The organism is Pseudoalteromonas sp. SG41-5, assembly GCF_014164495.1.
Taxonomy (GTDB): Bacteria; Pseudomonadota; Gammaproteobacteria; order Enterobacterales; family Alteromonadaceae; genus Pseudoalteromonas; species Pseudoalteromonas rhizosphaerae.
In genome coordinates, this window is sequence record NZ_JACJFH010000021.1 from 12,143 (window position 1) to 35,820 (window position 23,678).

The window sequence follows — 23,678 nt, forward strand, 5'->3', positions numbered from 1 at the left end:
TAAAAATAGCCTGCAATTTTAGCGTATTTATTGCCCGTTAAGTAGAGATTAGTGATTTAAATGTAGTTTAGGTAACAGCTGAGCGCTTCGAGCTACAAATTACGAGCAGGTTTGTGATTTTTGTAAACTCGGATTTATCCCGCGCTTTTATTATTATGTTTAGAATAATCTTTTTAAACAAAGTATTTGGCTATGTTCCCAAGCTTTGTTGCAAAATAAAATCTGTAAGCCAGTAATTTGAAATTCCAGCCCCTTTAGAGCGGAGCTGGATTAAGTTTATTGATCTTTATTTATGTTAACTCCAGCGAATATCATGCTTACTTTTGGGCTTTGCTAATAGGGCGCAACACGACAATGGCCATTCCGAATAATAAGGTAGCAAGAATTACCATTCCTATTGCTCCAAAACTGTAAGCAAACCCTGCGATTCCAGACCAAATAGCGACACCAATATGCATCATGGTGATTCCCATAGACATTAATACGCCACGATGAGTTACCGATAATTCAGCGATATAGCTTTGTAAGGCCGGCGATCCGATCCCACCTGCCATCGACCAAAACGCTAACAACAAAAGCAGAATAGCCCAATGCTCTGTGGGATAAGAATAAAACCCGACACTAACAAGCAAACATACAATCAAAGCAACTCTCATTATTTGACGTCCATTGCCAAAACGCTGCATCAAACGGGGCATCAACATATTGCCAATCACACTTATTACCCCCAAAATGGCATATAAGCTCCCCACTAACCACATTGATACATTTAAGCTGTCACGTAAGTGCTGGCCAATAAGATTAAACAAACCAATACCGCCACCGAGACCAAAGCACATAGCAAGCAAGGCGCCTGCCGCACCTGGAATCGCCCATATTTTAACAGGTTGCTCTTTACTTATGTTTTGTGGACTCACCTTTTCAACTGGTAATTTGTTAGCAGCTAGTATTCCAAGTAAAGCAGCTACACACCAAGCACAAACTCCAAGAACGATAAATGCAGCGCGCCAAGAAAGCCATTCAGCTAAAATAGCTCCCACTGCAGGGCTCGCTATCATACCCAGAGTAAGGCCAGCTTGAACCCAAGCAATCCGTTTTACAGCATCTGCACCTGAAGAATCAGCGGCAATTGCAAAGGCAATAGGTAGCATACCTGCACTGGCAAGCCCTGTAAGTACTCGGGTCGTTAATCCCCATTCAAATGTATCTACTAATCCGGTCGCAATCGACGCAGCACCAAATAGCAATGCCGCAGGTAATAGCACCCACAAACGACCATGGCGATCAGATAATGCTCCCAATACAGGTGCAACCATTGCCAAAGCCACACTGTAAGCTGTAATAAATAAAGTGACCCGCTCTGGCTCAACTCCTAAATCGTTACCGATTGGAATCAAGATTGGCCCTAGCATCAGTTCATCCGCGCCCACTAAAAAAGCAATAAAGAATAATAATATTTTTAATAACATAGCATTTAACCTTTCACTACTTCTGCATATTGGGTATTAATAATAGATTGAATGTCCACTATTCGGTCTGGCCAATCAGCAACAAAGCTCTGCTCGTGTGAAACGATAATCACTGTTCCAGTGTATTCCATCAAGGCTTGTTTAAGTGCAGCTTTTACTTCCATATCTAAATGTGTTGTCGGTTCATCAAGCACTAATAAATTAGTCGGTTTTAATGCTAAACAACATAGCTTTACTTTAGTTTGCTCACCACCACTTAGCGATTCAATGGGCTGTATTGCTAATTTCCCCGCCACACCAAAACGCGCAAGCTGCTCTCTTGCGGTCTTATCATCCAACCCATCGCACACCGATTTGAGCAAATTTACCGGTGTCGCTTCAGGATAAGACCAATACAACTCTTGCTCAAAATAACCCAACTGCAAAACAGGTGATAATGCAATCACTCCCGATAATGGTGCTAATTCTCCGACTAAGGTTTTTAATAACGTTGATTTACCAATACCATTAAAACCTGTAATCACCACTTTTTCGCCACGCATAATAGTAAGAGAAATCGCTGGCAATAATGGCCTAGAGTAACCAATTACCAGATCCAATGTTTTAAGCATCTCTTGCGCATTAGAGGTTGAGCTTCTAAACATAAACGTTATTGGCTTATTTTGCTTAGGAGGCACCAGCCGTTCGATACGTGTTAGTTGTTTTTTGCGCCCATTAGCAATGCTGGCATTCACTCCAGCTCCATTTTTTGCAATGAACAGCTCCAACTTATCGATATGCTTTTTTTGAGCTTGGTATTGCTTAATATAAGCCGCATCATCATTGGCTTTCTGAGCCATAGACTTTGCCACATTACCTTTGTATTTTCGGATAGTTTGTCTATCTATATCGCATATATTAGTTGCGATACTATTCAAGAAGGCTTGATCGTGTGAAACCACCATAAACGCACCTTCAAACTCATTTAAGTACTCTGTTAGCCACTTAATATGTATAACATCTAAATAGTTAGTAGGCTCATCCAACAAAAGCACATCAGGTAAAAGTAATAATATCCTCGCCAACATCACCTTATGACGCTGTCCACCACTTAATTTAGCAAGTTGAGTCTGCATTCCAAATGCCGTGATCCCGAGCCCTTCAGCCATAGCATTAATTTTATTATCGATCACATAAAATGACTGACTTTCTAACTTTGTCTGGATCATTGCAGCTCGATTAAGCTGGCTTTGCTGAGTACTTTTTTTTGAGCAAGCATAAATATCTAACATTTGCGCTTCGAGTAAATACAGCTCAGAAAATGCTGTTCGCAAATAATCATATACCGAGAGCAAATCATTCATTTGAGCATGCTGATCAAGATAGCCAATTTTAATTGCAGGTTGCCAAATAATATCGCCCTCATCAGGTAATAACTCTGCTTGAAGCAGTTTAAGTAGGGTGCTTTTACCTACACCATTTGCACCGGTTACACCAACATGCTCACCAGCTAAAAGAGTAAACTCAGCATTTTGATATAAAGCTTTATCACCAATGTGGTAAGTAACACTTTTTAAATTTAATAAACTCATTGTTTTTACACCAAAAAAACGAGGGGCGGTATATGACATACCGGCCCCTCGTTTCAAGAATCATCGAAACTTTGTTTATGATTTTTTCTAACCATCAAAAACAAAAAAGGCCGACGATGAAGTTCATCGTCGGCCTTTTTCTGTAATGATCAGATACAACTACCCCTCCCTTATTTTAGAGGGATCACGTTATACCTGATGAAGATTCAGAAAACATCAAGCTCCGAGCAACACTTCATCGTGATAGTGCGCGGAGCAAAGCCTCCTGACAAAGTTCTTGAATAAGATGTAAAACATTACAGATAACTATAAAATTGAATAGTGCGGATTCTAGCTAAATATCTTTTTTCGGTCAATAGTTGAGCTGCGACGTATCCAAAGTATGCCTCTTTTACAACTGCCGGCTTTGGTTGATCCCGGTTCATTTTTGCTAATTTACTTTAAAATAAGACATACAAGCTCACACCAATGCTAGGCCTGCGTTTTTATCAATGGGGTATCTTGGCTTTTTAAGAACTCAACGGCCTTTGCTTGATATTCTTTAATAAAAGATTCTGAGGTTAATTTTTCTACCGTTGATAAAGCAGACTTCGCATATCCAACAACTTTACTAAAAGAGCGAGGGTGCTCTTTTCGCATTTGTTGTGCTTCCTTAACACCAAGTTCAAAAAATGCTGTTATATCGATTTTATCACTTGAAGAAAAACCTCTGTTCTGGAAGTTGATCCCTTCAAGAGAGCCCTTTACACCCATAACATCATCCCAAAATGTTCCTCTGAGGCTTTCTGTATTACCGCTTGCTCTTTGTGTGTCCGACTCAAGTTTTCTCACCGCATCAACTATCCCTTTGAATTCATTGATCGACATATTACTAAAATCAAAGCCTTCAGGATTAAGCAGCGCACTATAGGGTGAGCTTTTTTGTGCTTCGCCAGTAAATGCAGCAATCGCTTCTGGTTCTGCCTCTACCTCTTTTTTAGCATCTGTCACTTGCTGCTGAGGAGCTATCGGCGCTTTGGGTTGATTTGTGGTAGTAAGACTTACCGCTTGATGAATATTAAAATTGATTGTCATAAAAGTTCCTTTTTTAGTTGTTCTGCATTCAAGTATTTCTGTATCGGCTGACTTACTTATTAGTTTAGGACTTATTTTGGGTACTTTACCTAAATCATTTTGCTAGACAGATATCGCCATATATACATTGTAGCCATGACGAAAAAAGCCTGTATTTCTGGCACGTTTATTAGCTACTCTGTAGGGATTAGTGGTTTTAAAAATGGCTTTGATGAAAATATTCGGCCCACTAGTTAGAACGAAGCGAAGTTGTTCATTGATTTAGCTAAATAAAAACCATAGCACGACGGCTAAAGTAACTCTATCTGACTTCAGGTTAGAGAAAAACGATAGAAACAGGCAGCGCAGCACATACTTTTGAGCTAATAGGTATTTACTAATTTATCTAAAAATAAATAGATCTTTTGGTTCATAGCATCATAGTCATGAGCAAGTAATACTTCTGGCTCCTCAACAAAGCGGTATTTTGCAGTTTCACTAAGATCATCATGCTCAATTAGCAAGGCTACAACCTCTTTAGTTAGCTCCATATGACATTGAAAACCAAATACTCGCTCATTATAAGCAACGATTTGCCTTGGGCAGCCCTCGCTATATGCGATGATCTTTGCATCAGGTGTCAGCCCCGGCATATCATTGTGCCAATGACCGACTTCTAACACTTTATCGAAGTGCTCAAACAAGGGGTGCACTAAACCTGCTGGTGTTAAAGTAATTGGAAATTTACCAATCTCACGCTCAGGACTATGTTCATAATGAGCACCTAATGCTTCACCAATCAACTGAGCCCCTAAACAAACGCCAAGTACAATTTTCCCAGCAGCAATCGCTTTTAAGATTAGGGCTTGCTCACCTTTTGCATCAAAATAAGGGCATTGTTCAATTGTTGTATTAGGACTTTGAGGGCCACCCATTACAATTAAAATATCAATATCTTTAATCGCATCTAACAGAGGGCTACCTTCATACACCTTAGAATAACTAATAGTATAACCCTGCATTCTAGCCCAAGTTTCGTATGCACCTGGCGCTTCAAAATACTCATGGATAATAAAGTGAATATGCATTTTTTTGCCTTTTAAATAACAGAGGCTCACGATGATATACCAAATCAGAGCTATGCGTTTTATACTAACAGACACAAAACATCGATAAACCGCCACCATGCAAGCTAACGAGCTAATCCAAAGTTATACTCATAAACAGCTAATAACAAAAACAATTCATATGCCTGCTGGTTACGTTGATGATTTTCACTCACACCCATGGCATCAAATAGTGTTCCCATTTAAAGGTTTACTACAATCAAGCATTGGTGGTAAAAGCATAATCGTGCCTCACAATGCAATGCTATACATACCCGCAAACACGTCTCATAAATCTGTAGCAGTCACGAATACTGAGTTTTTAGCCGTTTATCTTAATCCTGATGTATGGGTAGAGTATGCAAGTGAAGCTAAATCCTGCCTTGTAACTCCATTCATTAAACAGCTCATATTGCTCTTGTTTGAAAATGATATGAGCCAACAATCAGAATCCAATACTACTCATTTATTACTCGTGCTCAGAGATCAAACTGTCATGGCTAATAGTTATGACATCCCATTATTACTGCCAACCGATAAACGCCTGCTAGCAATTTTCAAACAACTCAAGCAACAACCTGATTTGTCATTCACGCTAAAAGAATGGGCTAAAAAAGTAGGGGCATCAGAACGCACTTTATCGAGAGTTTGCGCAAAAGAATTTAATCAATCTTTCTCATTGTGGCGGCAAAATATAAGACTCGTTTTATCTTTACAACTTTTGGATTCAAAGAGGTCGATTCAAGATATTGCATTAGAGTTAGGCTATACCTCTGATTCAGCTTACATTTACGCATTTAAGAAATTATTTAATCAGACCCCGAGTAAATATCGTCGCGATAGCTTAGCTCATAACTTAACGTTGAAAATTTAAAAAATCATTTAGAACTACTGGATGCATAATAGGACTTTTTATCGATAAAATATCGAAAAATTAAGTACCTGCTTGTATTACAGGTTTTTATTAAGCTGAGCTTCTAGCCGAATGCGTGTATCTTGTAAGTAATCTACATAAGGGTATGAGCCGTCTGCAATCGCTAAAGCAGATTCCACCTTTTCAAGAGCTTGGCGAGTATCACCTTGTATTTCATAGCCATAAGATAAAGCTGAAAGCGCATCGACTGATTTGGGGTGGTTTTTTATATTGTACTTAAACACCTCAATAGCACGGGTAAACTGCTTGCTGCCCGTTAAGTTATAACCGAGTGATCTAACAGCGCGATCTGGGGGCGATATCTGCTCACCCCATTGTTGAGATAAGTTTTGATAATAAGCATCAATAGACGCTACATCGTCAGTTAAAGCACTGATTGGCATTTGTTTAGGTAAAAATAAGTTGTGATAGGCATTAAATGCCCCAGCAACGGAAGTCAGGTTATGCGACACACCATCAAACGCATCACTAAAGAAGCGTAGCCCCTGCACTTTATGCGATTGTATAGCTTGCTGCAATTCATCGTACCTTTCGCGCATGATGCCGGCTTCTTCGCCAATATTGATGTAAACGTAACTGTTAAGCTCTTTCGTTTTAGCTATAAACGACTTTGTGCTTTTTACCGATGCGCCATAGTTCCACCAAACTGCAGGGCTATAAGCAATATGCGCTTGGAATAACTCAGATTTGGCCTGCAACGCATATAACGCAAATACACCACCCGCAGATGCGCCAGAAATCACTTTATAATTATGCGTACGATAATTCTTATTAACTAAAGGAATGAGCTCTTGTTCAAAGAACGCTAAAAACTTATCAGCACCGCCCCCTTCACCAACTGGGCCCTGTGGCTCCTTGTTCACGGTAGGATACATATCTCTAAGTCGATTAGTGTTTTCAATAGCGACAATAATAACCTCAGGCGCACGATTATCATTTTGTAAACGCTCAATAACAGCACTGGCAAGCGGTATATTACCCGCTCCATCTAGGCGATATATAACAGGGTATACCTTATTTGGCTCAGCTTGATAGCTCTTTGGTAATTGCACTGTAACTGTGCGCTCTTCATTTAAAACAGCCGATTTAAATGTATGCGTGTGCACAGAGTAATCTGTACTTTGTTGTTTAGTGTTAGATTGTGCAAAGGTATTTTGTGAACTAAAAACAAAAAAGCTAACAAAACACAGAGTGGTGAGTAAACGCATAACTAATCCCTTAGAGAATAATGAGTTACTTAAGCTAACAGAGTTTCAGGCACAAAAAAAGCGCATAAAGCGCTATTTATCGTCTTTAGTTTTATTTTCGAATATTTCGAATGTTGACATTGTTGCGAATATTTCGGATACTCACCGCATTGTACAATTTGCACTCGAAAATAGTAAGAGAGAAAAAATGAATACAGCTACAAAATTACCCAGTGCTGAAGAAATAGCACTCGCTAAGCTTGGTAGCCAAGAGCTATCAGCTGTTATACAAGCCAATGGTGAGGCGCAAAGAATTAATGTGGTTGATAAGCTAGGTAAATCTCACGAAGTAACAATTCCTGCAAGCGCATTAAATATGATGATCGAAGTACTTACTCAGCTAGGGCAAGGCAACTCCGTTAGCATTACCCCCATTCATGCAGAGCTAACAACGCAAGAAGGTGCTGATATGCTGAATATGTCACGCCCAACATTTATAAAACTCCTTGATTCACAAGAAATCCCATTTACTCGCACGGGGAATCGTAGGAAAGTCGCTTTTGCCGATCTTATGCAATATAAACAACGCCTAGAAGAGCAGCGTTTAGCATCACTTGCTGAATTATCTGCATTAGATCAAGAAATGGATATGGGCTACTAATGTCATCATATACGGTAATCTTAGATGCATGTGTTATGTACCCCGCACCACTTCGTAGCTATTTGATGTATTTAGCCAATACAGGTTTATTCCGAGCTCGATGGACAGAGCAGATACATGATGAATGGACTCGTAACCTACTTAAGAACAACCCAAGTATTGAGCATAAAGCACTTGAAAGAATCAAAACGCTCATGAATGCTAACGTTCCTGATTGTTTAGTTGAAGGCTATGAGCCTTTAATTAACGGACTATGCTTACCCGACCAAGATGATAGACATGTAGTTGCAGCAGCCATTAAAGGCCAAGCAGAATCGATTATTACTTTTAATTTAAAAGATTTCCCAACACAAGAACTTGAGCCGCTCGGTTTAACAGCGATCCACCCTGATGAATTCTTATGTGATATGTTCGAATTAGACAGCAGCGCTTGCGTAAAAGCCGCTCAACAGCAACGAAGTTCATTGAAAAAGCCACCCATGACGCAAGAAGAGTTTTTAGCCTGTTTACAAAGACAAAAACTACCAAGCTTTGTATCAAAACTAAAACGCTTTAGTTTGATGCTTTAGTTATGGCTTTCATTAAAATAAGCAAAATTGCAGTGATTGAACTCCTATTTGATTAAAGGAAAAAAGAAAAACGCCATTTATTCACGATCATAAAATAGCCGCTAGTGAGACCCTCTGACGATAGTCTTTGCATATCATTGCTAAATTAGCTAATTTAGCTTAATGGTTAAAATCTAATCCTTATCAATGTCTAATAAAGCGATTTTCAAGCAAATAAAACAGGCTTTTGCTGAAGCACCTCGTAACCAGTACACGGCTGAGCTTCACCTACAAATGATTAAATTTGCTGATGAGTTAAAGCACATCACGGCGAAAGAATTTTGTGAGGAAATGGGGTTAAAGCAAAGTCAGGGCACAGAGTTCAGTAAAATGCGAAATTTGACCGCAAGACTTAAGGCCACAGGCTTGAATACAGAGCTAATTTAATTTCAAGGAAGGTTTATGAACAAGCAAATTCAAGTAGAAGTCCAGGTAGATCATTTAGATAAGGTATCCAAGGCCAACGCTCTAAATGCTATATCTGAATTAGTATGGAATGCAGTAGATGCAGATGCCAACAAAGTCGAAGTCTTAGTAGATGCTGATGATATAGGACTATCTGGTATACATATTAAAGACGATGGTCATGGAATTCACTATGATAAAGCGTCAACCTATTTTAAGGGCAACTAGACTCAAATTGACTAATTGTATAAATGCACTTTAGTCAGCCAAAAGAAGAAAACTTGCAAATACACGTTTTTAAAATCAAGGAACAATATGGTGGAACTATGAGCCAAGAAGAAGAAATTTGGAAAGAGCGTAGAATAGAGCAGTCATCCAGAGCCGACGACCATCGTGAAGCATACGACAGAGATGAAGCTAGGTTAATTCACTCATCGGCATTTAGGAGACTACAATCTAAAACTCAGGTACTAGGGTTAGGGGAAAGCGACTTCTATCGGACTCGGCTAACTCACTCTATGGAAGTGGCACAAATAGGAAGAGGGATCGTACAGTATCTGAGTAAGAAAAATGTAGAAAACGCCAATAAGCTACCACCAAAAGAATTAATCACTGCTATTTGTCTAGCACATGATATTGGGCATCCACCATTCGGACACGGCGGTGAGGTAGCTTTAAATTACTGTATGAGAGATTATGGTGGATTTGAAGGAAATGGACAGACTTTAAGAATTCTTGGGACTTTAGATAAATATCTTGAAGGATATGGCTTAAACCCAACACGCAGAATGCTACTTGGTGTATTGAAATATCCGGCAGCATATAGTTCTTTACTTAATGACATGGCTTATGATGCAAAGACTAAAGACACACCGAACTGGTTATTTAAAGCCGCGAAACAAAAACCGCCAAAATGCTATCATGATGATGATAAAGACATTGTAGAGTTCATCCTCGAACCTTTCTCACAGGAAGAGAAAGAAAAGTTTACTGCAAGCATGGAATACAAGCCAAAGAATGATGAGGATCGCCGTTCTCCAGAAACCGAGCATAAACTTACAAAATATAAATCATTAGACTGCTCAATCATGAATCTAGCAGATAACATCTCATACAGTTTGCATGACTTTGAAGATGCCTTGTCTCTGGAACTTATCCGTCAAAGTGATTGGAAGCGCTACTTTGAAGAAGAAGTAGGTGGCAGGCAAAGAAAAGAGTTATTTGCGAAAATTAGTACCATGCGACCAGATTGTGCGTATGACAAAATTACAAAAGATCTTTTTGAGTCAAGCTATACACGCAAAGACGCTATAGGTTCTCTAGTAAACCTAATGATTAGTAATACCCAAATAGTCGAAAATGACTCCCAATGCTTAGAGCCTCTCTTAAGATTGAATGTTGAGCTCATTTGCGATGTTGAGAACCTAATGAAAGCAATATTTGATTTGGTTAAGAAGCTTGTTATCAACAATGAAAATGTCCAACAGCTTGAGTTCAAGGGCCAAAAACTAATAATTGAGCTCTTCGAGGTATTGGCAACAGATCCTGAGAGGTTCCTACCCAACAAAACTAAAAAAATTTGGGAAAACGCAGCCAAATCAGTACTTGATGGGCTATCGAAAGAAGAACAAGAGAGACTATCAGTTAAAGACCTAGTAAAGCGTAAGCAAATGAGGGTAATTTGTGATTTCGTTTCTGGAATGACAGACGAATATGCAACAAAGTACTATGAAAAGCTTTTCACTCCTAGCAAAGGCTCTATCTTTGACCATCTATAGTTTTAGGCGGTCCAACTTTTGAAAATTGGACCCATTAAGAAAATAACCAGTATGATACTTTATTGTATGGGGTGAAACTTTATTGTTCACCCACAAAAAAAGCGCTTGCGCGCTTTTTCTTACTCAACTGTAACCGATTTTGCTAAGTTACGAGGTTGGTCAACGTCGGTGCCTTTAATGACCGCTACGTAGTACGAAAGTAACTGTAGTGGGATTGTATATACAACTGGCGCTATCACGTCATCAACATGATTTACGTTGATCACACGCATGGTTTCGTCTGACTCAAAGTGTGAGTCTTTATCAGCGAATACATAGATGATGCCGCCGCGAGCACGGACTTCTTCTACGTTTGATTTAAGCTTTTCAAGCAATTCGTTGTTTGGTGCTACAACAATAATTGGCATGTCTGCGTCAATCAATGCTAATGGACCATGTTTAAGCTCACCTGCTGCATAGGCTTCTGCGTGAATGTATGAAATCTCTTTAAGCTTAAGTGCGCCTTCCATTGCGATTGGGTATTGCGACCCGCGACCTAAAAACAGTGAGTGGTGTTTATCAGCAAACTCTTCTGCAAGGTCTGCAATGCCATCAGCCAATAGTAGCGTTTCTTCTAATTTAGCTGGAAGCAATTTAATAGCGTTAACAATCGTACTTTGATCTAAGCCTTTCTCTTGCGCAATAGACGCAGTAAGCATTAACAAACCAACAAGCTGTGTAGTAAATGCTTTAGTAGAGGCTACACCAATTTCAGCACCGGCTTTGGTCATAAAGGCAAGGTCTGATTCGCGTACTAGCGATGAGCCTGGTACGTTACAAATAGTCATTGACCCCATATAGCCTTGCTCTTTAGCTAAACGAAGCGCAGCTAAAGTATCAGCCGTTTCACCCGATTGAGAAATAGTTACTAGCAGGCTATTTTCGTGTACAAACGACTGACGGTAACGGAACTCAGAGGCAATTTCTACGTTACAGCTAACACCTGCAAATTGCTCAAGCCAGTAGCGGGCAACCATACCTGAGTGGTAAGACGTACCACAGGCAATAATTTGTACGTGTTTTACATCTTTAAATATTTGCTGAGCGCTTTCACCAAAGGCATCAATCGCTACGCGGTCGTCGTTTAAACGTCCTTCAAGGGTGTTACGTACAGCAAGTGGCTGTTCGTAAATCTCTTTAAGCATGTAGTGACGGTATTCACCTTTACCTGATGCATCTTGTGTGATGTTTGATTCAATGACTTCACGTTCAACGGCATTGCCGTCTACATCAAAAATTTCCACACTGTTACGGGTGATACGCGCTACATCACCTTCTTCAAGGTAGATAAAGGTACGAGTTACTGGTAATAATGCTAATTGGTCAGAGGCAATAAAGTTTTCGCCAAGACCTAAGCCAATAACTAATGGACTGCCTGAACGGGCAACAATAATTTCATTATCGTTGGCTTTATCAAATACTACTGTACCAAATGCGCCATCAAACTGCTTAACCGCAGCTTGTACTGATGCAAGCAAAGTGGTGTGTTGCTGGCGAAGTTGATGAATTAAATGCACCATTACTTCGGTGTCGGTATCTGATAAAAACTCGTAACCATCGCCTTTCAGCGCTTCACGTAAGCTGGCGTGGTTTTCAATAATACCATTGTGCACTAAGGCAATTTCGCTGTTTGAAATATGCGGGTGCGCGTTTGCTTTCGTCACGCCGCCGTGAGTTGCCCAGCGAGTGTGTGCAATACCGGTAGTACCTTTTACGCCAGCTTCATCAAGCGCGTTTTCAAGGTTAACTACTTTACCCACTGCTTTTACGGTATTAAGTGTATTACCATCTAAAAGTGCCACACCAGCTGAGTCGTAACCACGGTATTCAAGGCGCTTAAGGCCTTCAACTAAAATTTTATTTACTGGGCGTTCTGCAACTGCCCCAACTATTCCACACATAATTTCTCCTTTTGTACATGCCAAAGCGTCAACTTTGGGTTTGTATGTGTTGTTTAATATTTAAATGAACATCACAGGTGTTGTCGGCCTGTAATAAACACGAATTTTATAGCTCAGCGCAGATCAACTGCACACCACACGCTTGTATTGCTTGGCGAGTATCGAGTGCTAAGTTGCTGTCGGTGATAAGCGTAGTCACTTGCTGCCAAGGTAATTCTAAATTAGGGATTTTTCGGCCGATTTTTTCTGACTCCACCAGCACTATAACTTCACGAGCAGCGCCCGCCATAACTTGGCTTAGGCCCACTAGTTCATTAAAGGTAGTAGTACCACGCTCAACATCAATGCCATCTGCACCAATAAATAGCTGATCAAAATCATAAGAACGTAAAACACTCTCTGCAACCTGCCCCTGAAACGATTCAGAATGCGGGTCCCACGTACCACCGGTCATCAAAAGTGTTGGCTCGTTTTCCAGCGCCAATAAGCGATTAGCCACTTTAATTGCATTAGTCATCACTACTAAACCGCGCTTATTACCCAGCTCGGGGATCATTGCTGCTGTAGTACGACCACTGTCGATAATAATGCGGTTATGATCTTTGATTAGTGCTGCTGCGGCTTTGGCAATCGCCACTTTACGTTTTGAATCAATATCATCGCTTACAATTTCTTGCGGCAATGCTATCGCGCCACCATAGCGGCGCAGTAATAGTCCGCTTTTTTCAAGCGCTGTTAAGTCTTTACGAATGGTTACTTCAGAGGTTTGAAACTGCTCAGCTAAAATATCTACGGCTACTTCACCTAACTCATTAACTTGAGTAAGAATAAGGTGACGACGTTGCTGGGTGTTTCGTTTAGTCATTAAGAAAACCATTTAAGTTTCGTTTCGAAAGTTACGAGATTTTAAACGAAACTATGAAAATGGCAAGGTGTAGATCAAAAAAAGCGCAATATGCGCTTTTAATTGGTCAGGGAAATTCTATTGAGGGCTTAGCAATTCTCCACTCAAAATACATTTAACAATGGCATGCTGTCGGTTTGTACTGTTTGTCTTTCTAATACAATTTGTTAAATGGAAATCAACGGTTCTTTGGCTAATGCTGAGTATTTGGCTGATCTCCCAAGAGGTCTTTCCAATAGAAGCCCAACGAATACATTCTTTTTCACGTCGCGTAATTTTTACAGCCTCAAGATTTGTTGAGCGTCGATAAGCTTCAAATATTTCAACTAAAAAAATTCGCCAATAATCCCCTAGCATTTTCACTTTACGAGGTTCAGCGCCTAAATTTGACAATTCCAACACTAGACAAGCAAATTTATTTTTATGTAAACCCGTAGGAATTATTAATACCGACTCAAAGCTGCCAATTAACTCACTAAGCTGAATTGCTCTTGTTTCATTTAAGCAATAATGAAGCAACCCCTTACGGGAATGAACATCATTCAAAAAAGAGTCATCAAGTTCACCGAAATAATGAGTATTAAACTTAAATAAATCAGAGAAATCAAAAATAATAAACCCTGCTTGAACATAGCTATAACAATTTTTTATATCTTCAAAAAAACCATTAAAGCTATGTATTGAGTTTATAAGCTCAATTCTAGAATGTAGTTCATTCATATTTATCATATGCAAAACTCGATTTAGACTCATCTTTACAGAGTATAGGAAATACGACACAAGAAGAACTTGGCGAGTCATTACCAATAATTTGAGTGTTAATACCTATGTACGAGTCAGCGGAATATATTACTGTTAAGAAAGTAAAAATAGCTGTATAGATAAATGATGCCTTATATATATTATTCATCGTGGTGTAGCCCCTAATTCATGTTGTAGTTATATTGTTCACATTAAATTTGAGCTACACGATAGATTTTATCAATAATAATGAGATAACTTTTCTATAACTTTACAAAAACAAAATATAACCTATTGAATGTTAATGGAAATAATTTCACTAGTTCTACCACCTAAACTTTCAACGATAATTAAACCATTCACCTTGTCCACATAAAACCTTGGTCTAATCACACTAAAGTCAAACGTTTTTGACTTTAGGCTAGAAGTATCTACATCATTTAAGTCTATTTCATAGAAGGTCGTATTTATCAAATTATGATTACTCCATAATACTTTACCGTTTATTACAGCCCAATTCGTGTTTGTCTCAGTGGACATGCTTACCGGCATTGAAGTCATCGTTTCTTCATTCGCATCAAACCGTGATAACCTCCCCGTATTATCACCTAATACATATCCCCCTTCAAATTGTCGAATAAAGCGGTAACCTTTAAAGATAAGGTTTTTAGTTTTTTCTTCAATAACATACTCAAATACTTGCCATTCACCATTACTTTTTCGCGTATATAGAATGGATTTTTCATTTAATGAAAGAGTAACATCGCCAATCAACTCATCAGCCTTAGAGAGGTATGTCAGGCTATTATCAAACGTATTAAGAATTGTTATGCGGTCTTGAAGCTTTAATAATACATATTGTCCAGACAGAGAGGCGCCGAGCAACTCTAGTGGGTTTTCAGTGCTCATTAGTGTTGCTTTTTTCGTAACCTTACTTTTTTCATAAAAAATTAAGGAGCTAACACCTCCCTCATTTATTACCGTCCAGATTTTGTTACCTAAAGGTTGATACGCAATAATGCTACTATCTTGCTCAGGTTGTTTTTTTTGAATCATTTCAACATTTTTAAAATCACTTAATGGCAGCTTTTTCTCTATCAGAGTATTGATAATATCATTATCTCTGATAGCTAATAGTGTATTTGGGGTTACTCGTTCTAATGCGATAAGGCCTTTGTTTTTATCGATAATAATATTTGAATCACCTGTTTTAACATTTATTTTAGCTAGCTTTTTATCATCTAATAAAATGATATGCTCATCATCAAGCCAATGAACATCATAGATAGTTGTATTTTGATCATGGTGAAAAAGAGTTCTGCCAGTCTTTAAATCGTGTACTCGAATAGAATTACGCTTACTACCCAAATAAATTCGCAGTACAACCAACTTACCAGAGTCTGGAGAAATATCCGCACGACTATCATGAAATCCTTTTTGAGGAACAGAAGTAATCTCTTCAAGCAAGCCTTTTTCAGAGTTGAATTTATAGATAAGTAATGCACTTTGCTGATCTTTTTGCCCAGAAAAATAAATTACGTCATTTTCATTTTTGTCGATAAACACATCTGTGATGAAATAAAAATCAGCTACTAACGTACCTACTCCATGCGCTTTATTTGTTAGATCTATCTGCTTTAATAAAGCAATATCACCTAAATTATCGGAAAAGTACAAGCGCTCCCCATCATTAGAGAAAACCAAACCTGTAGGCAGGGTTGTATTATCTACAAGCACCTCTATAGTCTCTGTTTTCTGGTCTTTTAAATAAATATGATAATTCTTTTCATGACTTAATTTACTAGTGAATGCAATGTATCGACCTTCACTGGAGGCTGCAAAGGCTTTTTTGTCTGAGACGACAGTATTTACCACCCTAGCAGTAACTGAAACTTCATCGACATTGTATTTAAATAAAAGATAAGCTAACGAAAGAAAAAGAATCGCTATTGCAATAAGGTAAAAATAGACCTTAGCTTTTTTAACATTCTTGTGCTCTGTTTTTTCTATACTTGTTTGTTTTTCTTCTATAGGGGAAGGAATTGTTGATACAGGACAAATTAATTTATATCCACGTTTAGAGAGCGATTGAAGATACTTAGGATCTTTATAATCATCATTCAAAATTATGCGAAGTTTACTTATAATTCGCCTTACTGCGGCATCAGAAACACAGCGGTCTTTCCATAAGTTATCATGCAATTCATCCATTGAAATATAACGCTCATGATGCTCAATAAAATACATCAATACGGCAAATACTTTTGGTTCAAGTACAACTAACTGCTCATTAATTTGAAGAGACATCTCTTCAGTGTCCAAACAGTACTCACCAAATTTAATCAACATAGCATTTGCCACTTACAAACCTTAACAGTCCCTTAACGTTCATTATAATAACGTACTGCAATAGTAATTACCATAAAGTTTAATGCATTGATTTAAATGAAAGTTACATTTTGGTTACGTAGATATCATCGCTTAATTATTGCAAAAAAAAAACGACCTTATACGCTCAATTTTAACCCCAACATTATAAGGTACAAGCAATGCAGAACAGCATAAAAAATGAAAAACATGCCATAGCAGCCCACAGAACAAATGATGGATTAATAGAAATCACCAATCTTGAGTTACTTGATGCGTTTGTTGGAGGATTTATAAGCCCTGAAGAAGTTTATTGTCACGTGAGTGATAATGATGAGAAATCTACAACCACGACAAGCCAAGAAGGCATCAGTTAATGAATACTGAAACTTGCAAGCCGTATAAACCAAAACTGAAGCGTTTGGGTGAAAAAAGAGCTCTAATCTCTTTATCGAACCTCGAAGACTGGTGTGAAGAAATGTGCCTTGCGTTTGATAGGGATGTTCTTAATCAAAACTCAAGCTCCAACAAAACCCTACATTGGTTGTTTAATGCCTATCCTCTTATTTTAGCCTACCAAGGAAAAACACAAGAAAGTGAATTGTTTTTACACAGAGTAATAACTTATTGGTCAGATAAATTTTTACAGGATAAAAACAATCAAAATCTTATCAACTTAATAGATCCCACAATCAACTTATTACGTCTTTATAAACTGACAAATAAACACTCAGCATTCCTAAAGCTGATGGGTGAAGCCGCTATTCTAGATAATACAGGCAAAGCAAAACTAGGGCCTATAAGTGTAAACAAAGAAATACTAGGTGAGCAATGGAATACATTGTATGTAGCTACACTCGATGAAACTTTAAAACATTACCTCTTAAAATCAAAATATAATGAAGTTCTTAAACTTAAAGAAACGATACCGCAATATTACAGGGAAAAAAATTTATATATAGAAGCTGAAATTGTAGCCCTAATCAGCTTAGAAAGATTTGAAAACGCAATGCAACTTTGCTGGCGTCAAATAAATAAAAGTACGTGTATAAAAAGTGGCGTATATAGCTATCGTTTATATGAAGCTTTCAAATCTATGGGGCTAGCAGTTAAAGCTGAAACAGTAATGAAACACTTAATTTCAAATATGGAAAAGACCCCCTTAGATTCTTTGTCTAAACTAAATTTCTCTTCATGTATTATCGAGGAAAAAAAGCTATCTATTGAATCTCTATTAGTAAAAAAAACACTGAATCAATATGAAAATATAAAAGATGAATTTAATTACGGGATGACTCTTTGTAATTTGCAATCTAATCACCCAACTAATCAAAATAAAGAAAAAATACTTAAACTATATGAGAAAACGGATTATAAAATATTAAAAAATAGAATTGAAATTTTATTTAACATCAAAAACAAAAAAAAACCGACTTCGAACGTTTGGCTACCTAAAATATCAAACCATTTAAATGAGATTATTGTATAAACCTCGTAGTTATTACAGTTATCTATTTCTTTTTTTAAGCTCATACTAACTTCACCCCATTAAGGGGAAACAACAATTTAAAGGAGCATAAAATGAGCAATAAATTTGAAAATATAGAAAGTGAAGAAATCAAGCTAAATGAGTTAGGTGAAGTAGAGCTAAGTGAAGAACTTACAGATGCTGTTGCAGGCGGTTTCTCTCCAGAAGAAGAAGACGAAGAAGGTGATACAGGCTGTGGTAACACTATAAATGGCAGCTGTGCTGCTCAAAAAGAGCTGTAACTATCACGCAGACTACTTCTTCATAAAGGTAGTCTGCGCAAGCAAAACAATAGGGGGAAAAATGACAACTTCAATAGATCAGATTAAAGGTTTTTCTAAACAACAATTAGTAAACAGCCTCAGTAATGAAAAGTTTCAACTCATTATTTTTCCAACAGAGCAATGCAACTTTCGCTGTGTATATTGTTATGAGGATTTTAAAATAGGAAAAATGCCTCGTTGGTTAGTTGATGCAACTAAAGTTTTAATCAAAAACAAAATGCCTAAGTTAGAGTTTTTATCTTTAAGTTGGTTCGGCGGTGAGCCTTTATTAGCAAAAGAGATACTTTTTGAAATTGCTGAATATAGTCAGTCATTAGCTAAGGAAAACGGCTGTAAAGTCTATGGTGATTTAACAACTAACGGCTTTCTCCTTGATATAAAAACATTAACAAGACTTGTTGAGCTAAAGCAAAATAGCTTTCAAATATCCATAGACGGTGACAAGGAATCACACGACACAACTCGCTTAACTCGTAACGGGAAAGGTAGCTTTGACAAAATATGGGGACGCTTATTAGCTGCATCTGCAACAGATCTTGATTTTCATATAACCCTAAGGATTCATATTACCGACTTAAACCATGAAAGTGTTTTAAGCTTTTGTGAGCGTTATGATAAAGAACTTAAGGAAGATAGTCGATTCAGATTATTTTTTAAAGAAATTTCTAACTTAGGTGGTGACAATCAAGAAAAAATAAATGGCCTAATATCAAGAAAATCTGCAAAAGTATTAGCAAAAGAGCTCACAGAACGTTATTCAGGTAATAGCAAAAAAATAAATGAACTAGGTCATTACATCTGCTACGCAGGAAAGCCTAATTCATTAGGAATTAGAGCCAATGGTAATATCAATAAGTGTACCGTTGCTTTAGATGATGACAGAAACAATATTGGTAAAATTAATCCTGATGGCACACTAACATTGAACAATGAAAAATTTAGTACCTGGATAAAAGGCTTTACGACTCTTGATAGCTGGCAAATGGGTTGCCCGCTAAGCTATATGAATAACAATAGTGTTGTTGGTGACATTGCTATTAAAAAAGTTAGCTAGCTTATGTCTATTGTTAATATGTTCAGAAAAGAAGCCCTTAGAAATCAGTACAAGTCTAGTGATATAGGGAAGTCGCTTATAAAACAGCCTAAAATTATAAATAATTCTATTTCAGCTTTAATCGCAATTTTCGTATTTAGCTTTTTAGTTATTAATGTTCTAACTTTATCAACAAAAAGAAGTCTTGACGCCAAGGTCTCATCTGAACACTATACCCCGCTTATTTATAATGAAGTAGTGGTTATAAATAAGCACTTTGCGATAGATGGTGAGAGCGTTAAAAAAAATCAACAGCTACTTACTATCTCTAAGTTTGATAGTAATAGTAAGTTAGAAAAAGAGGTTATTCGCTCTCCTTCCGATGGTTTGTTTTTTCATTCTTTAATCGAAAAAAATATAATACAACCATTTGAACCTCTTGGTTACGTTTTAAGTACCACTTCAGAAAATGAGTTATCTTTTTGGATTTCTAGCAATAAAAATATGAGTATTAATGTAAAGGATAAAATTACCTTAATCGTCAATAATGATGAATTAAAAGGTATAGTCACTATGGTTATTGGTAGTAATAAAAATAATAAAGAACAAAAAATACATTTAAAATTAGAAACTAACAATTATTCAAAACTGTCACCTAACGCAGATATAAAAATACTACTCACTCAGCAATCAGAAAAAGCCCTTAACTTAATTAAATAGTGAAATTTAAATGCGTCTCACAGACTACATTGACTTTAAACCATCAAAACTACCTCTTTTCTTACAAAGTGAAGTAGCTGAATGTGGTATCACATGTATAGCTATGATTGCTTTTTATCATGGTTATAAAGTAAACATGCTTGCTATGCGACAACGTTACCCCGTTGGTACTCAAGGAATAACAGTTAAGCACATTTTAAAAATTGCAGATGATATTGGCCTATCTGGGCGAGTATTAAAATTAGAGCTTGGACAGCTATCTAAGCTAAGGGGACCTGCAATATTGCATTGGAACTTTAATCACTTTGTTACGCTTGCTTCAGTAAATAGAACTGGCATTGTTATCCATGATCCCGCAAAAGGAAAAGTTAAACTAGATTGGCAACAAGTCTCTGAAGCATTTACCGGTATTGCAATCGAGTTAACTCCAACACCTGCATTTACTGTAGCCGATGAACGAGTGAAGATGCCGCTCAGAGCATTCATTGGCAATATTGAAGGACTCGCATCCTCATTATTTAAGATATTTGTTGTAGCCTTGATTTTGCAATGCTTCCTCCTAATATCCCCCTACTATATTAGAATTGTAATTGATCATGGTATCCCTCTTTCAGATGGCGGGATATTAATATGGCTGTTAGTTGCTTTTATAGTCGTTACTTTACTAACAACTTTTAGCAATATTATTCGCTCAGCCGCCATTTTATATTTAGACAAAAATTTGGGCTTTCAAGTAAAAGCGAACATCCAGCGACACCTATTACATTTACCCCTTTCGTTTTTTGAATCTCGCCATGTTGGCGATATTAAATCTAGGTTTGAAGCATTTAATGAAGTCCAAAGAATGATAAGTCGTGGTTTTATTTCTGCCATTGTCGAAGGCTTGCTAGGCATAACAACTTTAATCATTATGTATACTTACTCACCAGCTCTTGCTTTAGTATCTTTATCATTCCTCTTATTCACATTATTGCTTAGGTTATATTTAACCAACAAAGAAAATAAGCATTTAGAGCAAGTTTTATCTAAACAAGCAAAAGAAAACAGTCATTTTTTAGAAACTATCAGAGCAATTATGCCCATAAAATGCTATGTAAAAGAAAGTACCCGACTTTCTTCATGGCTCAATTTATTTGCAGATACTACAAATGAAAATATTAAACGTGAAAAAGTCACGATTACTGCAGAAATTAGCCAAGATTTAGTAAGTAAAATAGAGTATCTAATTGTTATATTTATTGGCGCGACATTAATAATCAATAAAGAATTTACTATAGGGATGTTTATTGCTTTCCTAGCTTATAGACAACAATTTTCGAGCAGCACACAAACTCTGGTAGATCATATATTTAAGTTCAAGTTAGCCTCAACTTATTTACGGAGAATGTCTGATATAGTGATGCAAAACCAAGAGCAAGAAAATACCTCACTGACAATAACCAAAGAACAAGCAAAAGGCCACATTGAAGTACGCGACCTGCATTTTCGATATTCAACATCCTCTCCTTGGTTATTTAAAGGAATAAACTTTAAAATTGATGCCGGAGAATCGGTGGCTATCATAGGTCGCTCTGGGTTGGGTAAATCATCGCTCCTAAAATTAATGACTGGATTAATCAAAGCAGAGCGAGGTGATTACTTGTTAGATGGACACTCGATAAAAATGCTTGGCATGAGAAACTTTCGCTCAATGTGTGCAACGGTAATGCAGAATGATCAATTACTAAATGGTTCCTTAATTGAAAATATCTGCTTCTTTGAGCCAAAACCTGATCTAGATAAAATCACAGAAGCCATTAAAGGTGCTGCTATATGGCATGAGATTCAAAGCATGCCTATGGGTTTACACACTCAAGTTGGTGATTTAGGTAGCTCATTGTCAGGTGGTCAAAAACAAAGATTGCTTTTGGCAAGAGCGCTTTACAGTCAACCAATCATTTTATTTTTAGACGAAGCAACAAGCCACCTTGATGCTGCTACTGAATTGCAAGTAAATAAATATTTAAAATCAAAAAAAATAACTAGGGTCAGTGTTGCTCATAGGCAAGAGACAATACAAGCAGCAGATAGAATAATTGATCTCGAAGAATTAATTAAGAACCAAACGTTAGCCCAAGCTGTGTGATTAAATACCATGGTAAGAATAACAAAAGGAATAACTATGAAATTTACATCCAAACTAATCTATCAAGGGTTGATAGGTTTATCTGTCGTTATGCTTATCTCTGGCTGGCAATTAGGCTTTGCAGATAATGCCGAAGTTATATCAAAAGACTCTGTCACCATTGCGAAGGTTGAGCGCGGTGATTTTTCAATTAAGGTTGATGGCTATGGTTCATTGCAATCAATCAATAAACGACTTCTCACAGCCACAAGTAATGCGGTGGTTGACGAAATAAAACTAAAAGCGGGTGCTGTGGTTAACCATGACACAGTGATCCTCACTTTAAATAACCCCGAGCTAGAAAGTAAGCTCCGCTTGGCGTTAGCAAAGCTTAAAAATGCCAAAACCCAAAAACGGCAAACCGTATTACTGCAACAGCGTGAGTTGTTAAATAACGAGTCAACCGTGTCAGAGCTAAAAGCACAATCTGAAATAGCCATGCTGCAAGTTGAAGCAGAACGTACACTGGCTAAATCAGGTATTGTATCGGGGATCAGCGCGAAGAAAAATGAGCTCGAAGCCAAACAGCTATCAAAGCGTATTAACCTTGAAGAATCTAAGCTTGATAAATTAGCACAGATGCAAAAAGAGTCGCTTTCAATTCAAGATGACTTAATAGCCCAAGCGCAAGACGAGTTTGATGTCGCCAAATTAATGGTAGAGCAACTTTCAGTTAAAGCGGGAATGAATGGTGTTATTCAACGCTTGCCTTTAAGTTTAGGGCAAAGTGTCAGTGCAGGCTCTGAACTGGCACTAATAGGGAGCCTCTCCCCTCTAGTTGGTGAAATAAAAGTACCGCAAATTCAAGCTCATTTAATTCAAATAGGTATGACAGCCCAAATTAGCACGTTGAATGACCAGGTGCGCGGCCAAGTAGTGCGTGTAGATCCTGTGATCAGCGACGGTGCTGTACAAATTGATATTGAGCTCGAGGTTTCTGAATCAGACACCATGAAACCCATGCAACAAGTAGATGCGACTATTTTTGCCGATGTACAAAAAGAGGTGAATTATATAAAACAACCAACAGGTGCAAGCGAAGGCAGTCATGGCTCATTATTTAAACTCACAATGGATAACAAAGCCGTTAAAGTTGAAGTGCAATATGGCAAAGCATCTGGCCAGCTCATCCAAGTGTTGTCAGGACTTGAGCCTGGTGAACAAGTCATTATTTCTACATTAGATATCCCCGCTGAAACAACAACAATAAAAATTGCTGGTTAAG

Annotated in this window: 22 protein-coding genes; 13 read left to right on the forward strand and 9 right to left on the reverse strand. The window is 37.6% G+C overall.

Features of this window, described 5'->3' with window-relative positions; genetic code table 11:
• Positions 1 to 317: 317 nt before the first annotated feature.
• The 4 genes from H5232_RS07780 to H5232_RS07795 form a co-directional block, all read right to left on the reverse strand.
• Positions 318 to 1,469: an MFS transporter gene (locus H5232_RS07780; RefSeq protein WP_182718827.1), complete on the reverse strand. Its 1,152-nt coding sequence runs from the start codon at positions 1,467 to 1,469 to the stop codon at positions 318 to 320.
• 5 nt (positions 1,470 to 1,474) lie between these two features.
• Complete coding sequence (locus H5232_RS07785) at positions 1,475 to 3,079, reverse strand: ABC-F family ATP-binding cassette domain-containing protein (protein WP_259398521.1); 1,605 nt, start codon at positions 3,077 to 3,079, stop codon at positions 1,475 to 1,477.
• A gap of 432 nt (positions 3,080 to 3,511) precedes the next feature.
• Complete coding sequence (locus tag H5232_RS07790; protein WP_182784920.1) at positions 3,512 to 4,114, reverse strand: hypothetical protein; 603 nt, start codon at positions 4,112 to 4,114, stop codon at positions 3,512 to 3,514.
• Positions 4,115 to 4,476: 362 nt separating this feature from the next.
• Entirely contained in the window at positions 4,477 to 5,181 is a 705-nt protein-coding gene (locus H5232_RS07795; RefSeq protein ID WP_064435637.1) for a type 1 glutamine amidotransferase, read from the reverse strand.
• Between the two features lie 97 nt (positions 5,182 to 5,278).
• On the opposite strand from H5232_RS07795, the gene H5232_RS07800 reads away from it, so the two are divergent.
• A complete protein-coding gene (locus H5232_RS07800) occupies positions 5,279 to 6,073 on the forward strand; it encodes an AraC family transcriptional regulator (RefSeq protein WP_182718825.1) in 795 nt (264 codons plus the stop codon).
• 77 nt (positions 6,074 to 6,150) lie between these two features.
• Here H5232_RS07800 and H5232_RS07805 read toward each other — a convergent pair whose 3' ends face one another.
• The gene (locus H5232_RS07805) at positions 6,151 to 7,341 is read right to left on the reverse strand and encodes an alpha/beta hydrolase-fold protein (protein ID WP_182718824.1); all 1,191 of its coding nucleotides are present in this window, start codon (positions 7,339 to 7,341) and stop codon (positions 6,151 to 6,153) included.
• Between H5232_RS07805 and H5232_RS24610 the strand changes: the two genes are divergently transcribed.
• The 5 genes from H5232_RS24610 to H5232_RS07830 all read left to right on the forward strand — a co-directional run bounded on the left by H5232_RS24610 (position 7,328) and on the right by H5232_RS07830 (position 10,772).
• A complete protein-coding gene (locus H5232_RS24610; protein WP_310736866.1) occupies positions 7,328 to 7,981 on the forward strand; it encodes an excisionase family DNA-binding protein in 654 nt (217 codons plus the stop codon). The two genes, H5232_RS07805 and H5232_RS24610, sit on opposite strands and share 14 nt — an antisense overlap.
• Positions 7,981 to 8,550, forward strand: a complete 570-nt coding sequence (locus H5232_RS07815; RefSeq protein ID WP_182784914.1) for a PIN domain-containing protein — start codon at positions 7,981 to 7,983, stop codon at positions 8,548 to 8,550. Before H5232_RS24610 ends, H5232_RS07815 begins: the two co-directional genes overlap by 1 nt.
• A 186-nt stretch (positions 8,551 to 8,736) precedes the next feature.
• Positions 8,737 to 8,976 (forward strand): transcription factor, encoded by a 240-nt coding sequence (locus tag H5232_RS07820; RefSeq protein WP_182784912.1) that lies wholly within the window; start codon positions 8,737 to 8,739, stop codon positions 8,974 to 8,976.
• 15 nt (positions 8,977 to 8,991) lie between these two features.
• Positions 8,992 to 9,222: an ATP-binding protein gene (locus H5232_RS07825; protein ID WP_182784910.1), complete on the forward strand. Its 231-nt coding sequence runs from the start codon at positions 8,992 to 8,994 to the stop codon at positions 9,220 to 9,222.
• Positions 9,223 to 9,320: 98 nt separating this feature from the next.
• Positions 9,321 to 10,772: an anti-phage deoxyguanosine triphosphatase gene (locus tag H5232_RS07830; protein ID WP_182798117.1), complete on the forward strand. Its 1,452-nt coding sequence runs from the start codon at positions 9,321 to 9,323 to the stop codon at positions 10,770 to 10,772.
• A 119-nt stretch (positions 10,773 to 10,891) separates the two neighbouring features.
• On the opposite strand, the gene glmS is transcribed toward H5232_RS07830, so the two are convergent.
• From glmS to H5232_RS07850, 4 genes are all read right to left on the reverse strand, one after another.
• Positions 10,892 to 12,712, reverse strand: coding sequence for a glutamine--fructose-6-phosphate transaminase (isomerizing) (gene glmS / locus H5232_RS07835; protein ID WP_182760551.1), 1,821 nt, complete (start codon positions 12,710 to 12,712; stop codon positions 10,892 to 10,894).
• Positions 12,713 to 12,818: 106 nt separating this feature from the next.
• On the reverse strand, positions 12,819 to 13,577 hold the full coding sequence (locus H5232_RS07840) for a DeoR/GlpR family DNA-binding transcription regulator (protein ID WP_145240141.1): 759 nt from the start codon (positions 13,575 to 13,577) through the stop codon (positions 12,819 to 12,821).
• A gap of 117 nt (positions 13,578 to 13,694) precedes the next feature.
• The gene (locus H5232_RS07845; RefSeq protein ID WP_259400111.1) at positions 13,695 to 14,336 is read right to left on the reverse strand and encodes a helix-turn-helix transcriptional regulator; all 642 of its coding nucleotides are present in this window, start codon (positions 14,334 to 14,336) and stop codon (positions 13,695 to 13,697) included.
• Positions 14,337 to 14,648: 312 nt separating this feature from the next.
• Positions 14,649 to 16,718 carry a winged helix-turn-helix domain-containing protein gene (locus tag H5232_RS07850; protein ID WP_182830747.1) on the reverse strand — a complete coding sequence of 690 codons (2,070 nt, stop codon included), beginning with the start codon at positions 16,716 to 16,718 and terminating at the stop codon, positions 14,649 to 14,651.
• Positions 16,719 to 16,906: 188 nt separating this feature from the next.
• Between H5232_RS07850 and H5232_RS07855 the strand changes: the two genes are divergently transcribed.
• The 7 genes from H5232_RS07855 to H5232_RS07885 all read left to right on the forward strand — a co-directional run bounded on the left by H5232_RS07855 (position 16,907) and on the right by H5232_RS07885 (position 23,677).
• On the forward strand, positions 16,907 to 17,101 hold the full coding sequence (locus tag H5232_RS07855) for a hypothetical protein (RefSeq protein WP_169021172.1): 195 nt from the start codon (positions 16,907 to 16,909) through the stop codon (positions 17,099 to 17,101).
• Positions 17,101 to 18,213, forward strand: coding sequence for a hypothetical protein (locus H5232_RS07860; protein ID WP_182761677.1), 1,113 nt, complete (start codon positions 17,101 to 17,103; stop codon positions 18,211 to 18,213). The genes H5232_RS07855 and H5232_RS07860 overlap by 1 nt, the downstream gene beginning before the upstream one ends.
• Before the next feature lie 92 nt (positions 18,214 to 18,305).
• On the forward strand, positions 18,306 to 18,494 hold the full coding sequence (locus tag H5232_RS07865) for a hypothetical protein (protein ID WP_182718814.1): 189 nt from the start codon (positions 18,306 to 18,308) through the stop codon (positions 18,492 to 18,494).
• A gap of 61 nt (positions 18,495 to 18,555) precedes the next feature.
• A complete protein-coding gene (locus H5232_RS07870; RefSeq protein WP_169021169.1) occupies positions 18,556 to 19,590 on the forward strand; it encodes a radical SAM protein in 1,035 nt (344 codons plus the stop codon).
• 3 nt (positions 19,591 to 19,593) lie between these two features.
• Positions 19,594 to 20,289: a hypothetical protein gene (locus H5232_RS07875; protein WP_149982299.1), complete on the forward strand. Its 696-nt coding sequence runs from the start codon at positions 19,594 to 19,596 to the stop codon at positions 20,287 to 20,289.
• Between the two features lie 10 nt (positions 20,290 to 20,299).
• Complete coding sequence (locus H5232_RS07880; protein ID WP_182798115.1) at positions 20,300 to 22,414, forward strand: peptidase domain-containing ABC transporter; 2,115 nt, start codon at positions 20,300 to 20,302, stop codon at positions 22,412 to 22,414.
• Positions 22,415 to 22,450: 36 nt separating this feature from the next.
• Entirely contained in the window at positions 22,451 to 23,677 is a 1,227-nt protein-coding gene (locus tag H5232_RS07885; protein WP_149982301.1) for an efflux RND transporter periplasmic adaptor subunit, read from the forward strand.
• Position 23,678 lies beyond the last annotated feature (1 nt).

Coding starts and splice junctions, on each gene's coding strand:
- H5232_RS07780 (WP_182718827.1), bottom strand. CDS start 1,469: ATGTTATTAAAAATATTATTATTCTTTATTGCTTTTTTAGTGGGCGCG.
- H5232_RS07785 (WP_259398521.1), bottom strand. CDS start 3,079: ATGTCATATACCGCCCCTCGTTTTTTTGGTGTAAAAACAATGAGTTTA.
- H5232_RS07790 (WP_182784920.1), bottom strand. CDS start 4,114: ATGACAATCAATTTTAATATTCATCAAGCGGTAAGTCTTACTACCACA.
- H5232_RS07795 (WP_064435637.1), bottom strand. CDS start 5,181: ATGCATATTCACTTTATTATCCATGAGTATTTTGAAGCGCCAGGTGCA.
- H5232_RS07800 (WP_182718825.1), top strand. CDS start 5,279: ATGCAAGCTAACGAGCTAATCCAAAGTTATACTCATAAACAGCTAATA.
- H5232_RS07805 (WP_182718824.1), bottom strand. CDS start 7,341: ATGCGTTTACTCACCACTCTGTGTTTTGTTAGCTTTTTTGTTTTTAGT.
- H5232_RS07815 (WP_182784914.1), top strand. CDS start 7,981: ATGTCATCATATACGGTAATCTTAGATGCATGTGTTATGTACCCCGCA.
- H5232_RS07820 (WP_182784912.1), top strand. CDS start 8,737: ATGTCTAATAAAGCGATTTTCAAGCAAATAAAACAGGCTTTTGCTGAA.
- H5232_RS07825 (WP_182784910.1), top strand. CDS start 8,992: ATGAACAAGCAAATTCAAGTAGAAGTCCAGGTAGATCATTTAGATAAG.
- H5232_RS07830 (WP_182798117.1), top strand. CDS start 9,321: ATGAGCCAAGAAGAAGAAATTTGGAAAGAGCGTAGAATAGAGCAGTCA.
- glmS (WP_182760551.1), bottom strand. CDS start 12,712: ATGTGTGGAATAGTTGGGGCAGTTGCAGAACGCCCAGTAAATAAAATT.
- H5232_RS07840 (WP_145240141.1), bottom strand. CDS start 13,577: ATGACTAAACGAAACACCCAGCAACGTCGTCACCTTATTCTTACTCAA.
- H5232_RS07845 (WP_259400111.1), bottom strand. CDS start 14,336: ATGAATGAACTACATTCTAGAATTGAGCTTATAAACTCAATACATAGC.
- H5232_RS07855 (WP_169021172.1), top strand. CDS start 16,907: ATGCAGAACAGCATAAAAAATGAAAAACATGCCATAGCAGCCCACAGA.
- H5232_RS07860 (WP_182761677.1), top strand. CDS start 17,101: ATGAATACTGAAACTTGCAAGCCGTATAAACCAAAACTGAAGCGTTTG.
- H5232_RS07865 (WP_182718814.1), top strand. CDS start 18,306: ATGAGCAATAAATTTGAAAATATAGAAAGTGAAGAAATCAAGCTAAAT.
- H5232_RS07870 (WP_169021169.1), top strand. CDS start 18,556: ATGACAACTTCAATAGATCAGATTAAAGGTTTTTCTAAACAACAATTA.
- H5232_RS07875 (WP_149982299.1), top strand. CDS start 19,594: ATGTCTATTGTTAATATGTTCAGAAAAGAAGCCCTTAGAAATCAGTAC.
- H5232_RS07880 (WP_182798115.1), top strand. CDS start 20,300: ATGCGTCTCACAGACTACATTGACTTTAAACCATCAAAACTACCTCTT.
- H5232_RS07885 (WP_149982301.1), top strand. CDS start 22,451: ATGAAATTTACATCCAAACTAATCTATCAAGGGTTGATAGGTTTATCT.